12 protein-coding genes are annotated in these 12491 nt (G+C 42.3%); 5 read left to right on the top strand and 7 right to left on the bottom strand.

Annotated elements, in window-relative coordinates; genetic code table 11:
* The first annotated feature begins 17 nt into the window (after window positions 1-17).
* Together OQX61_RS21685 and OQX61_RS21680 are read left to right on the top strand one after the other, a co-directional pair.
* Window positions 18-407, top strand: coding sequence for a DUF2784 domain-containing protein (locus OQX61_RS21685; protein WP_265843914.1), 390 nt, complete (start codon window positions 18-20; stop codon window positions 405-407).
* Between the two features lie 174 nt (window positions 408-581).
* On the top strand, window positions 582-1331 hold the full coding sequence (locus OQX61_RS21680; RefSeq protein WP_265843913.1) for a hypothetical protein: 750 nt from the start codon (window positions 582-584) through the stop codon (window positions 1329-1331).
* Between the two features lie 8 nt (window positions 1332-1339).
* Here OQX61_RS21680 and OQX61_RS21675 read toward each other — a convergent pair whose 3' ends face one another.
* Window positions 1340-2197, bottom strand: coding sequence for an HD domain-containing protein (locus OQX61_RS21675; protein ID WP_265843912.1), 858 nt, complete (start codon window positions 2195-2197; stop codon window positions 1340-1342).
* A 263-nt stretch (window positions 2198-2460) separates the two neighbouring features.
* On the opposite strand from OQX61_RS21675, the gene OQX61_RS21670 reads away from it, so the two are divergent.
* Window positions 2461-3651: an MFS transporter gene (locus tag OQX61_RS21670; protein WP_265843911.1), complete on the top strand. Its 1191-nt coding sequence runs from the start codon at window positions 2461-2463 to the stop codon at window positions 3649-3651.
* Between the two features lie 108 nt (window positions 3652-3759).
* Window positions 3760-5445 carry a sodium/sugar symporter gene (locus OQX61_RS21665; RefSeq protein ID WP_265843910.1) on the top strand — a complete coding sequence of 562 codons (1686 nt, stop codon included), beginning with the start codon at window positions 3760-3762 and terminating at the stop codon, window positions 5443-5445.
* A 197-nt stretch (window positions 5446-5642) separates the two neighbouring features.
* Here OQX61_RS21665 and OQX61_RS21660 read toward each other — a convergent pair whose 3' ends face one another.
* The 4 genes from OQX61_RS21660 to OQX61_RS21645 all read right to left on the bottom strand — a co-directional run bounded on the left by OQX61_RS21660 (window position 5643) and on the right by OQX61_RS21645 (window position 10683).
* Complete coding sequence (locus tag OQX61_RS21660) at window positions 5643-6854, bottom strand: Gfo/Idh/MocA family oxidoreductase (RefSeq protein ID WP_265843909.1); 1212 nt, start codon at window positions 6852-6854, stop codon at window positions 5643-5645.
* Window positions 6854-8212: a Gfo/Idh/MocA family oxidoreductase gene (locus OQX61_RS21655; protein WP_265843908.1), complete on the bottom strand. Its 1359-nt coding sequence runs from the start codon at window positions 8210-8212 to the stop codon at window positions 6854-6856. Before OQX61_RS21655 ends, OQX61_RS21660 begins: the two co-directional genes overlap by 1 nt.
* A gap of 12 nt (window positions 8213-8224) precedes the next feature.
* On the bottom strand, window positions 8225-9586 hold the full coding sequence (locus OQX61_RS21650) for a DUF1080 domain-containing protein (protein ID WP_265843906.1): 1362 nt from the start codon (window positions 9584-9586) through the stop codon (window positions 8225-8227).
* 62 nt (window positions 9587-9648) lie between these two features.
* Complete coding sequence (locus OQX61_RS21645; protein ID WP_265843905.1) at window positions 9649-10683, bottom strand: PmoA family protein; 1035 nt, start codon at window positions 10681-10683, stop codon at window positions 9649-9651.
* A gap of 217 nt (window positions 10684-10900) precedes the next feature.
* Here OQX61_RS21645 and OQX61_RS21640 point away from each other — a divergent pair, with 217 nt between their 5' ends.
* A complete protein-coding gene (locus OQX61_RS21640) occupies window positions 10901-11929 on the top strand; it encodes an LD-carboxypeptidase (RefSeq protein ID WP_265843904.1) in 1029 nt (342 codons plus the stop codon).
* On the opposite strand, the gene OQX61_RS21635 is transcribed toward OQX61_RS21640, so the two are convergent.
* Together OQX61_RS21635 and OQX61_RS21630 are read right to left on the bottom strand one after the other, a co-directional pair.
* Window positions 11912-12169 carry a hypothetical protein gene (locus OQX61_RS21635; protein ID WP_265843903.1) on the bottom strand — a complete coding sequence of 86 codons (258 nt, stop codon included), beginning with the start codon at window positions 12167-12169 and terminating at the stop codon, window positions 11912-11914. The genes OQX61_RS21640 and OQX61_RS21635 overlap by 18 nt on opposite strands.
* A gap of 66 nt (window positions 12170-12235) precedes the next feature.
* Window positions 12236-12478: a YtxH domain-containing protein gene (locus OQX61_RS21630; protein WP_265843902.1), complete on the bottom strand. Its 243-nt coding sequence runs from the start codon at window positions 12476-12478 to the stop codon at window positions 12236-12238.
* Window positions 12479-12491 lie beyond the last annotated feature (13 nt).

The raw sequence follows: 12491 nt of genomic DNA, 5'->3' as shown, positions 1-12491 counted from the left end.
AACAGAAAGATTCATAAATGAGTTTAATTGCCCTCGATTACTTTTATACCCTGATCCATTTATTAATAATTGGGTTTAATCTCTTTGCATGGGCATTTCCGGCGACCAGACGGCTACATTTATACGGTGTAGCTGTCACCTTAGCTTGCTGGTTGATTTTAGGAATCTGGTACGGAATTGGGTATTGCCCGGTTACAGACTGGCAATGGCAGGTTAAGGAACAGCTGGGAGAACAGAATTTGCCCAATTCTTTTGTTAAATATTATGCGGATCGCCTGACCGGTTTCGATATCAATCCGGACTTTATTGATGGGTTAACACTTGGTTTATTCCTGATATCCATATCTATTTCTGTTTATCTTAACTTTTTCAGGAAAAAAAACAGCCAAAAAGAGCAGTGTAAATGAGCACTGTAACAGCTCTGTTACTCTGGTGTTTATGTAGCTAATGCTCTTCGGTACAGTAGGTTGTTCGGTTGTAGTGGCCGTATTATTCGATGAAATTCGACCCCAAATCCCTACTTTTAGGAAATTTACAAGTAAAAATCACGTTTGATTATTTGTCTGTTAATGCCGGAATCTATGAATAAATACCTGATAGTCCCTCTGTTTTTTGCTGCTGCTATGTGGAGTTCCTGCTCCTCAGTATATATGCCTAACGTCCCTAATACACCTATGTTGAGCGAAAAAGGGGAGCTGAGTGCGGGGCTACACATCTCGCCGAAAGGAAATGCAAGTATCAATGGTGCTTATGCAGTATCAAATCATTTCGGGGTGTTATTTAGCGGTTCTTATATGAAGAATGAACGAACCAGCAAAGACTTTCGTCATAAATTAGTAGAGTTCGGTGGGGGGTATATCGATACTTTTGGACCAGACAATGATCAGATTATTGAAATTTATGCAGGATATGGCGGTGGAAGAGCTGATCGTAATTTCAGGGAGTACGATGATAATGTATTAATTAGTAGTGTGAAGGAGGAGGTTTCCTTTACAAAAACATTTATCCAGGTCAACTACAGTTCTAAAAAGAACAAATACCTAAAGCTATTCGGAAACAGGTACGCGCTGAACTATGGAACTGCGATCAGAATCAGCCATGTGGGTATGAATACCTTTCTGAGTAATAACATCGGACAGCCCAAAGAAGACAATATGTTTATTGAACCGGTATTCTTTACCCGTATGAGGTTGAGTGACGCCGTACAGCTACAATATACCTCCAGTGGTAACTTCGGGTTAAAAGACCGGAAATTTATGACCGCAGGAAATTCTATCTTCACCATTGGTGCAGTAGTTAATCTGGGTGGAAAGAAAGCCGTTGTAAAATAAAAGGGGTTTTATATAGAAAGCATGGCTTTCAGGTTTCTCAGTTTGGTCGTTAGATTGCTTCCATTTTTTAGGAAAGCCGGATAACCCTTTAAGGTCTTAATCGCTTTAATTGCCTCATATCCCAGAGCGATACTCCTGATTTTGTTCAAGAGAAAAGTATCATCCTTAAATAAGTCTGCTTCCTGAAGAAATCCATTTCTCAGAAAATCCCTGATTAAGACGGCCATCTGCTGATTGGCATAAAGGTGAAGTGGAAGCTGGAAGACCTCTTTCTTTAGACGCTCATAAAGTGTATTGATCCAGGTGACCTGTTCCTCATTGGTCACCACGATGTAGCCCCGCTGTATGGTGATATGCTCCAGGAATAATTTCGCTGCCGGTCTGTTGATCAATCCGGCATGCAGGGAGTCCCTCAGGGTATAATCCAGCCTGTCGGCACAAAGATGTGGTAAAGGTTGCTCCAGAAGCGGGAACCCGCCATCTAATAGCTGATCCAGATGATAACCATGTTTGCGGAGCACAGCAGGGATCTCTGAGTTCATCAGAACCTCTGCAAACATTTCCTCATGATAATCCTCTTCCTTATTTTTAAAAACATAATCGCCTACATGTGAAAAGGCCGTATGGGAGATATCATGAAGTAAACCGGCAATCTGTTCCAGTTCCGTACCGCCAAGCTTCCTGATCAGCAACATCACGCCAATTGAATGTTCCAGGCGGGTATGGCTGATCTCCGGATTAACCAGAAATATCGCACCACTTTGATGTACCCCAGCCAGCCTTTTTAAAGCCGGACTAGCCAATAGATCAGCAAAAACTTCAGGAAGTTCTACATTTCCGTGCAGCAAATCATTTACAATTACCATGTCTTTTTGAATTAGATTCCATTTAATAATTAATCAACCAGATATCGATGAGGATACAATTATACTAAATATTTTAGTTTAACAGTGGGTATTACTAATAAAAATAGAAGTATTGGTGTTTTTTTGTCTGGTCTCTCAGGTGTTACTGAGGGGCGGGTTTAGCGAGCTGAACTACATTTACGGTACTTCTTCCCGGTTTAAAAACAAACCGGGTACTAAAACAGTTTTTCTCTTATCTTTGGCCCTTTATTCATCCTTTTTCAATGCAACAATCTTCCGGTTCTATATATACCTTTCAATTTGGTCTGGTTTGCTTAAGCTCCTTTCTTTTTTCTGCCAGCTTTAATATGCTGATCCCCGAGCTGCCCGCTTACTTAACGTCGATGGGTGGCGCGGAGTACAAAGGTTTTATTATTGCCCTGTTTACGCTTACTGCAGGGATTTCCAGACCTTTTAGCGGTAAACTAACGGATACCATTGGAAGAGTCCCGGTAATGGCTGTAGGCTCTCTGGTTTGCTTCCTGTGCGGATTCCTTTACCCGATGCTAACCACCGTTGCAGGTTTCCTTTTCTTAAGATTAATTCATGGCTTTTCTACCGGATTTAAACCTACAGCTACCGCAGCTTATGTAGCAGATCTGGTGCCGGTTAACCGATGGGGAGAAGCCATGGGTGTACACGGTGTTTGTTTTAGCACCGGACTAGCTATAGGCCCTGCAATCGGGAGTTTAATCACTGATCATTTCGATATCAATATCCTTTTCTATTGTTCTTCTCTTTTCGCCTTATTGTCTATTGTGATCCTGGCGAATATGAAAGAAACCCTTCCCAATAAAGAGAGATTCAGGTTTAGTCATTTAAAGATCAACAGGAAAGACATTATTGAATGGAGAGTGATCCCTTCCGTGATTATCATTTTCATGACGTATATCAGTTATGGCGCTATCCTAACGGTTATTTCTGATTGGAGTAAAGCCCTGGGCACCAGTAATAAAGGGATGTTCTTTATGGTGTTCACTTTAACATCTCTTTTGATACGCTTTGTAGCAGGCAAGGCTTCCGACAATTACGGCAGACCAGTAATCTTAAAGTTCTCCTTAGTACTCCTTGCGGCTTCAACCTTATGGATCGCGTTGGCAGACACCTCTTTCATGCTCATGTCGGCTTCTGCACTGTACGGTGTGGCAACAGGAATGTTGTCTCCAACAGCAACTGCATGGACAGTTGACCTCAGCGATCCGCATCACCGCGGAAAAGCTATGGCCACCATGTATATCGCCCTCGAAGCCGGAATTGGTTTGGGTGCTCTACTAGCCGGCTGGTTGTTTATTGATGATCTGGCCATGATACCTGTTACTTTTTATGCCTGTACAGGAATTACGCTGATTGCCCTGGTTTATTTGCAATTCATCTATAAACCAGCAGGTTTAAAGCAGGGACAGCTTATAAAGTAAGTGGCTTCTCATGGATGGCCTTTAATTATTTTCTATTTTCTGTTGTTTTCTGAAAAGTTATGGCAAATAAATTTATATTTTAGCCAGCTAATCAACATTTAAACCACAATGAGCGGACTTCACAAATACGATTACATCGTATTTTTTATTTACTTCATTATCGTATCTTCTTACGGTTTCTGGATTTATTACAAAAAGAAAACTGCATCAGCAGATTCCAAAGATTACTTTTTAGCAGAGGGCTCTTTAACCTGGTGGGCCATCGGAGCTTCACTTATCGCCTCAAATATCTCGGCAGAACAAATGATTGGAATGAGTGGTTCAGGGTTTAAACTCGGACTGGCTATTTCTGCATATGAATGGATGGCTTCTGCAACGTTAATCATTGTAGCAGTGTTCTTTATGCCGGTTTACCTAAAGAATAAGATCTTTACCATGCCCCAGTTTTTAAGTCAGCGTTACAATGAAAAAGTAGCGATGATTATGGCGGTATTCTGGTTGATGTTATATATAGTAGTTAACCTGATGTCCATCCTTTACCTTGGGGCCCTGGCCATCAGCGGTATATCCGGACTAGACCTAACCGCTTGTATCCTTGCATTGGCAATCTTCGCTATTTTCATCACCCTTGGTGGTATGAAAGTAATTGGATATACGGATGTGATCCAGGTGTTCTTCTTGATTCTGGGCGGCTTAGTGGCTACCTATCTTGCTTTAAACCTGATTTCAGGCGGCGAGGGGATTTTGAAAGGTTTTGGTATTCTAAGAACCGGTGCTTCGGAACATTTTCACCTGATTTTCAAAAAAGACAATCCCAATTACATGGACCTTCCGGGTTTAAGTGTATTAATTGGTGGTATGTGGATTGCAAATTTAAGTTACTGGGGATGTAATCAGTACATCACACAAAGAGCGCTTGGAGCTTCTTTACCAGTTGCGAGAGCCGGACTTTTATTCGCCGCATTCCTTAAAATGCTGATGCCGGTAATCGTCGTGATTCCAGGTATCGCAGTATATTTTATTGTTAAAGAGAACATGGGTGGTATCAAAGCAGCAGATTTATTGACTGCTTCAGGTGTGGAAGACCCAAACAAGGCGTATCCTGCATTACTAGGACTGTTGCCAATCGGTTTAAAAGGATTGTCTTTTGCAGCATTGACCGCAGCGATTGTAGCCTCCCTTGCCGGAAAAGCCAATAGTATCGCAACCATCTTTACCCTTGATATTTATAAAAAAGCTTTTAACCCAAATGCAGGCGAACGTACTATGGTGAACGTAGGTAAAATCACTGTAGTGGTTTCTATGTTGATGGCAGTAGTACTTTCTCTGATTGTAGGTGATGCATTAATGGGAGAAGGAAAACAAGGTTTCCAATACATTCAGGAGTATACCGGATTCGTATCGCCAGGTATCTTTGCGATGTTTATCCTTGGATTCTTCTGGAAGAAAACAACTTCAAATGCGGCAATGTTCGCTACTGTAGGTGGTTTTGTGGTTTCAGTACTCCTTAAATTCTTACCAGGATGGGTTGACCTTTCTTCATTACATGAATACGGATGGGCAATTGCCAATTCAAGCGGTGTATTTGAGATTCCATTCATGGATAGAATGCTGATCGTTTTCGCGGTTTGTATTCTGGGAATGTACCTGATTAGTATTTATGAAGGTAAAAAAGGTGTTGTAACCAAAGGATTAGAGATCGATGCTAAAATGTTTAAAGTTTCTACTTCATTTGCAGTGGGTGCCTTAATCATCTTTGCCATGTTGGTGGCTTTATATTCTGCCTTCTGGTAGATCAACTATTTAAAAGTAAAAAAGCGGCTTCTTTCCATAAAAGAAGCCGCTTTTTGCATTTAGAGCTAAGTTCTGATTAAGGGGAAGTTATCGTTTCAATGATGCAGCTGCGATCATCGCAGCCCACAGAAAAACAGGTAAGCCAGCAGGAGCAGAAAACATAAAAAAATGCCTGAGTGGGAAAGTCAGGCATCCGGTTATAGATTGTATTTTGGTTCCCAGCGCTCAATTTGCTGGCCATAAAGTGCTTTATTCGCCAGATGCACACAAAATGCTGTGGTAGCACCGGTAATGACATTAGAATCTGGCTGTTTCTTTTCCAGAATAGATTTATGGAAATCTTTAAGGGAGTAATAGGTGCCGTCTTTGGCTGGCAGATCCGTTTTAATGGGAACCCCACCGTTTTTATCCCAGACTATTTTGGTTGCCCCGGTTACGCCGTCAACAGTTTCCAACTCCTTCTTATGGCTTTTTTCCGGATAAAATATAGCTTCATTGACCAGTAAAGAAATGGTTCCTTTGGTACCTTTCAGCTTAAACAGGTAACCATCGCGTTCATTACCCAATGTAGTCCCGAAATTACCAATCATACCCTCATAACGAAACATCACCTGAACATTATCGTAGGTTTCCCTGCCATCTTTATAGGTATCAATGCCACCTGTGGCCATGATTTCCTGAGGATGGGTATTAAAAGCCCAGTTGATGAAATCCATTTGGTGGGAGAGCAGTTCAGCCATCAGTCCACCGGAATATTCCTTATACATCCGCCAGTTCACCTTTCGTTCCAGTGCAGGGTTTGCAATAGGTCGTCTCCAGTTGTTGTTGCGGTCCCAGCGGCTTTCAATCTGTGTTACTTTTCCCAGATACCCATTGTCGATCATCTCCTTAACCTTATAATAGATAGGCGCATAGCGATATTGATGGCCCACCTGGAGGGTTTGTTCCGGGTGTTTTTTTACCAGCTCCACCAGCGCAAAGGCTTCCGGAATATCGTAAGTCATGGTTTTTTCCAGATAAACATGCTTTCCCGCCTTTAAAGCCGCCGAAGCAATAGGAAAGTGCATGTTCAAAGGAGTGGAGATGAACACTGCGGTAATCTTCGGGTCATTCAGCAAATCCCGGTAATCGGCATAAGATTTCACACCCACAGCACCTGGTTGCTTTAATGTTTCATTGATTCTAAAATCAAGCACATCTGCAATAGCGACCAGCTCAAATTCTTCGGGCAACTGTTTAGCGATATGGATTAATCCTTTTCCACGGTCCCCGCAACCGATTACACCTATTTTAATCCTGTTTTCAGGAGCAGCGTGATCATATCCGGCTGCAGCAATAAGCTCACCAGGTAATAATAGCCCGGCGCCCAGAATGCCGCTATTCTGTATAAATTTCCTTCTGAACATCATTAATATTTGAAAGGCTTACCATCTACCATTACCTCTTGTGTTGCTTCATCAAACACCGCTTTTTTACCTGTTCTGGCGGCAGCATTGGTCATGATGTTTGCTATAGAGTGGTAATAACCAGCTTCTACCGGCGCATTCGTTTGCTGTCTGCTACGGATACATTCCATCCAGTTTCGCATGTGTGCGGAAGTCAGCTTATCACCACCGGTATTCGCAGATACCGCTACTTTTTCTACCATATCCGACAACTTTAATTCCGGTAGCAGGTTAGGTTGCATTTTCATGGCATTAGCCGGACCAGCTTTTAGTCCACCTTTTGGAGAAACCGTATTGGTATTTAGGTTTAATTCACCACCATTCGCATAATAGATTTCTGCTGGGTTTTCATCACCATTGTGCATTCTGGAAGTAAAGACCACCTGAAAACCTTTCTCTGCATTATTATCCGGTCCATAATCAAACACCGCCGTAGTGGTATCCCAGTTTCTACGTCCGTCTTTCCATTGGTAAATGCCCCCATTGGCCACTACGCTACGTGGGTGTTTTAAACCTGTAAACCAGTGAACCGTATCAATCTGGTGCGACATCCATTGTCCCGGCATTCCGGAAGAATAAGGCCAGAATAAACGATACTCCAGGTATTTTCTCGGATCCCATTCTTCAAAAGGCCGGTTAATCAGGAAGCGTTTCCAATCGGTATCTTCCTGTTTCAGTTTGGCTACTAAATCAGGTCTGCGCCATCTTCCGGGTTGATTTACATTCCAGCTGAGCTCCACCATGGTGATATCGCCAAACTTGCCATCCTGAATAAACTTTGAAGCGGCTTTATAATTCCCGCCACTTCTCCTTTGAGAACCGATCTGAACGATTTGCTGAGAACCTTTAACGGCTTTTAAAGCAGCTCTGGCATCCTCCATCGTTTCAGCGAAAGGTTTCTCACAATATACATCACATTTGGCTTTAATAGCTTCCATGGTGTGTACAGCGTGTTGGAAATCGGCTGTACTAACAATGACTGCATCAATATCTTTTAAATTGTATAATTCTTCATTATTACGACAAGCGGTAATGTCATGACCCAGCTTTGATTTAAGTAGATCCTGACCTAAACCCCGGCGGTAATTCCATAAATCTGACACCGCGGCAATATCGAAATTGAGCTCTTTATGATGATTCAGGAAACCCGGCAGGAGGGAACTGGCAAAGCGATCGGAAAAACCGACCACACCAACTCTGACACGATCATTGGCACCAATGATATTTCCGTAGCTTTTCGCACTTAAACCCATGGTTCCCATATAGGTTCCGGCGGCTGCAATCGCAGACTGTTTAATGAATTTTCTTCTTGAAGATAACATAAAATAGGGGGATTAAAGTTGTTTCAATTTGATGCTTCTGAAAGATACCTGATCACCATGATCCTGCAATAGGATATGTCCTTTGGCGGCCATTCCGAAATCCTTCCAGTCTTTATACTTGCTGTCTGCTACCAGGGCAAGGAATTCTGACGATCCTCTGGTATACTCCAGAATTTTGTAACCATTTAACCAATATTCAATCTTGTTATCCGGAAAAACACGGATCAGTCCTCTGTTCCAGTCGCCGATTTTACGTTGTGCATTTGGCACTTTTTTGCTGGTCATCAGGTCATATAACGAACCTAATGTACGGTTGCCATTTTTTCCAAGTTTCGCATCCGGATGTCTCACATCGTCAAGAATCTGATATTCCGGACCAATAGCTGAGCCTTTATTTCCTTCTGTTAAGGTTACAAAGTACTTCACACCACTGTTCGCGCCTTCAGAAAGTTTAAAGTCGAATTTAAGCTCAAAAGCTCCGTATTGTTTTTCTGTTACGATATCACCGCCATTGGTAGATTCTGCGCCATTAGATTTTTGTACGCTCAATTCTCCATTATTAATCGACCATCCACTTTGTGGGAAGCCGGGTTTATACGCGCCTTTCCATCCTTTACTCGTTTTACCGTCCCATAATAACGAGTATCCTTCAGCCTTCTCCTGACTAGAAAGGTCGTTTGGTACCAGATTAACGACAAATATCTGATCCGTTTTAGATGGTTTTAGGTTTTCCGTCTGAATTCGGATATTTTTCCAGCGGATTTGTTTCCCTGGTGCATCATTTTTACCGATACCATGAACCTGTAAGGCGATGAAGCCGGTAGGGGTCATTGCATCCACCACATTAGCAGCAGGAATACCATTTACCCAGGTACGGATCGAATTGCCAATACATTCTACACGGTATTTGTTCCACTGTTGATTTTTAAAGGCCATTTTTCCTTTTGGATTGATGTCCATTGGATATAACCATCCTCTTCTGGACTCATCATAAATCCCGCCGCTGAATTTCCTGTCGGATGGATCGATTTCAATCTGATAGCCATGTACTCTGCCATTTTGGTAATCCGACTTGCTTTCGCTTCGGATCTGCACACCGGAGTTCATAGAATCGTCTACAAACAGTTCCAGTTCCATGATAAAATCCCCGTAATTCTTTTCAGTAGTTAAGAACGAATTTGGCTGATTGGAAACTGTGGTGCCCACAATTTCTCCGTTAACAACTTCATATTTTGCCTGTCCGTTGAGTTGTTTCCATCCCTGCAAGTCTTTTCCGTTGAATAAGTTTTGCCATTTTTGAGTTTGTGCCTGTAAGCCATTCGGGCTCCCTGCCCATAGCAAGGCAGCTAAAAGTAGTACTGGTTTAGTTTTCATTTGTGTGGTTTAGGTTTTTATCCGGCAGGAAGTATACCGGGGTAAGGTGGTTAAGGTTATTGCTAAATAGCGGTTTTACTGAACTGTAATGCCTGTTGGTTTAACACCTCGGCCTTTGGCTTTTCTCCGGAGCTGATGAATACACGATAGCGAAAAGTAATGGATTCGCCGGGGGCAAGGCTAAGGTTTAAATTTTCTTTACCATTGCTAAATACCTGTTGGCCTAAAGGATTTGCGGCAAACAGACCGTAATCTCTGGCATGCCAGTAAGTTGGGTATCCGGGATTTTTCGGGTGATCAATGATTGCAATGGAAACTTCCTGCTGGTCTTTAACGCCGGCAAGTAAGCACCAGTTTGCTCTGGTTCCCCAGGCATCATTTCCTTTTTTTCCTGCGCTGGTCAGGTAATCGCCGTTTGCACCATTACCAGAAGCAGAAACTTTTGTCCGGTTGCCCTGGCTATCGGTAAATTCGGCCGTTTGACTGGAAGGCATTTCCAACTCTTTGGTCACCCTGAGGGCAATCATACCATCTTTAACATCTTTGAATTTTACCGAATCTTTTACAGCAGTAAGCGTGGTTACCCGGTCAATTGTCCGTGTATGTTCATCGCCGGAAAAGATAAACGTCGTCTTCTCTTTCAGTAAAACCTTGCGATCCTGTCTTTCCCAATTTGCGGTATAGCTCAGTGCTCCTTTTTTACTGCCGGATTTAACATCCTTCAGCTGAACCGCTCTGATCCAGCCATACTTACTTTTTTTCGCCTCAGGAATGTTATAGGAATTGTTCCAGAAGTCCAGGCCGTTTACGCTTTCATAATTAAGCCATAATCCCACATGGTGTGGATGATCTGTGCGCTCCTGATCTCTGGTGTTTAAAGGAAATCCTCTGGTCAGGGTAAGGCCGCTTGCAGTTTGAAGCGGGTATAAAATCGGTTTTTCCAGGCTATCCGGATACATGAAGCTGGTAAAAAACTTCCCGTCGACAATAACGTCTACCTGTTTCCCTTTTTTTTGTGGCTGGAAACTGACTTGTTTAGTCTGCGCATTTAATTGCAGGCTAAACCCACAAAAGGCAAGGATCAGATATTTATTCATACTTGGTTAGGTTTTATTTGGCTAAACCTGTTAAACAGGCGGGTTGCAATAAGCTAATATACTTTTCTTACTTCAAAACCGCTTTAATTAAGAACTTAATAACATAGAAAAATTACGAAAACGATGGAGTAGATATTCGGTATTTCCTGAAATAGCCTTATCATTGCAATACCCAATTCAGCAATTCTTTCTGGAAAAAGTTAAAGTAACACCCCATATGAAAAGGAAACATTTTCTCTCTTTTATGCTGAGCGCAGGATTAACCCTCCCTGTTAATGCTTCCTTTGGATCGAAAACCAAATCTTTTGAGGAGCCTCCGGTAAAACAACCACCTTATTTAAAAGCAGGAGATACGATTGGAATCACCAGTCCGGCGGGATTTATTACCACAGCAGAAATTCTACCGGCAATTGCCATGATAGAAAGCTGGGGCTTTAAGATTAAAATCGGTAAGGCCATCGATAAAAGAGATTTTGCCATGGGCGGAACGGATCAGGAGCGGGCGGCTGATCTTCAGGAAATGATGGATGATCCACAAATTAAGGCCATCATGTGTGCAAGGGGAGGTTATGGCATGGTTAGGATTATAGACCTTTTGAACTTCAATACCTTTGTGAAATTGCCCAAATGGATCATTGGTTTTAGCGATATAACCGTTTTACACTGCCATTTAAACCGCCAGTTTGGAATTGCTTCCATACATTCAAAGATGTGCAATTCTTTTCCTACGGATCCCGCTTTCGCAGATGCTGTGCAGCTGGAAACCATCATGTCGATCAAAAAAACACTAAAAGGAGAGCACCTTCAATACCAGGGACCCATTATTGGGATCAATAAACCCGGCAAAACTGAGGGAATTCTGGTGGGTGGAAATTTAAGTATCATAGAAACCATGGCCGGCACAAAATCCGACCTGAATACCGATGGCAAAATCCTGTTTGTGGAGGATACCGGAGAATACCTTTACCGCCTGGACCGCATGTTCTGGAACCTGAAAAGAACAGGAAAGCTGGACCGTTTAGCCGGCTTAATTATTGGCGGATTCAAAGCAAAACCCGATGATCCCGGTGAGGAGTTTGGAAAAACGATCTATGATATCGTACAGGAGAAAGTGGGTCATTACGGATATCCTGTGGCCTATGATTTTCCTGTCGGACATCAAAAGAACAATTTCGCCCTGAAATGTGGGGTAAAACATAGTTTAGAGGTAAACGCTAATGGAAGTCGCCTACGTGCGCTCGATTAGGTTTTTTGGTTTTTTACCAAACCAGGATTTTACTTTATTAAATAAAGAAACCGCCTTTTCTTTTGGTTTCCGGGTATACTTCTTCGCAATATATCCCGGGCTAAATTGATGGATATAGGTCTTCACACCATCTTTGAGTCTTTCCTCGTAATGTTCCTGATCCAACAACAATTCAGCTTGTTTCTGCTTTAAATCTTTCAGACCGTTAATCTCTTTGTAATTGTACCTTTTTACCATCATCCCTGTTTTTCGATCCTTAACACCATACTTTCCCGGCCAGATACTTTGCCGCAAATAGAAAAGAGCTTATACATGCTCTACATGATCATTGAAGTCATCTTTTTCAAAGGTATTCATCAAGCGATCTTTAATATCCTTCAGGTGTTGTAATTGTTCTGTGGTGTGGTCCTGATGCCCGGGGGTTGCCAAAGCAACGTCATGGCCATCCAAATGCCCGTCTTTTTTTTCAGGGGCTAATAATAAACCTAAAGCAGCACCTGCTGCTAAACCTGCAAAAATGCCCAGTATTATTTTCGTATCCTCGTTCATATCCGTATTTATA

Origin of the sequence: Pedobacter sp. PLR, assembly GCF_026239675.1 — a bacterium.
GTDB lineage: Bacteria > Bacteroidota > Bacteroidia > Sphingobacteriales > Sphingobacteriaceae > Pedobacter.
The sequence above is the reverse complement of the archived record's forward strand: the minus strand, read 5'-3'. Positions and strand labels throughout refer to the sequence as shown.

What these genes read in the sequence shown, in the direction of transcription:
- OQX61_RS21685 (WP_265843914.1), top strand. Translation starts at nt 18, where the DNA reads ATGAGTTTAATTGCCCTCGATTACTTTTATACCCTGATCCATTTATTA.
- OQX61_RS21680 (WP_265843913.1), top strand. Translation starts at nt 582, where the DNA reads ATGAATAAATACCTGATAGTCCCTCTGTTTTTTGCTGCTGCTATGTGG.
- OQX61_RS21675 (WP_265843912.1), bottom strand. Translation starts at nt 2,197, where the DNA reads ATGGTAATTGTAAATGATTTGCTGCACGGAAATGTAGAACTTCCTGAA.
- OQX61_RS21670 (WP_265843911.1), top strand. Translation starts at nt 2,461, where the DNA reads ATGCAACAATCTTCCGGTTCTATATATACCTTTCAATTTGGTCTGGTT.
- OQX61_RS21665 (WP_265843910.1), top strand. Translation starts at nt 3,760, where the DNA reads ATGAGCGGACTTCACAAATACGATTACATCGTATTTTTTATTTACTTC.
- OQX61_RS21660 (WP_265843909.1), bottom strand. Translation starts at nt 6,854, where the DNA reads ATGATGTTCAGAAGGAAATTTATACAGAATAGCGGCATTCTGGGCGCC.
- OQX61_RS21655 (WP_265843908.1), bottom strand. Translation starts at nt 8,212, where the DNA reads ATGTTATCTTCAAGAAGAAAATTCATTAAACAGTCTGCGATTGCAGCC.
- OQX61_RS21650 (WP_265843906.1), bottom strand. Translation starts at nt 9,586, where the DNA reads ATGAAAACTAAACCAGTACTACTTTTAGCTGCCTTGCTATGGGCAGGG.
- OQX61_RS21645 (WP_265843905.1), bottom strand. Translation starts at nt 10,683, where the DNA reads ATGAATAAATATCTGATCCTTGCCTTTTGTGGGTTTAGCCTGCAATTA.
- OQX61_RS21640 (WP_265843904.1), top strand. Translation starts at nt 10,901, where the DNA reads ATGAAAAGGAAACATTTTCTCTCTTTTATGCTGAGCGCAGGATTAACC.
- OQX61_RS21635 (WP_265843903.1), bottom strand. Translation starts at nt 12,169, where the DNA reads ATGATGGTAAAAAGGTACAATTACAAAGAGATTAACGGTCTGAAAGAT.
- OQX61_RS21630 (WP_265843902.1), bottom strand. Translation starts at nt 12,478, where the DNA reads ATGAACGAGGATACGAAAATAATACTGGGCATTTTTGCAGGTTTAGCA.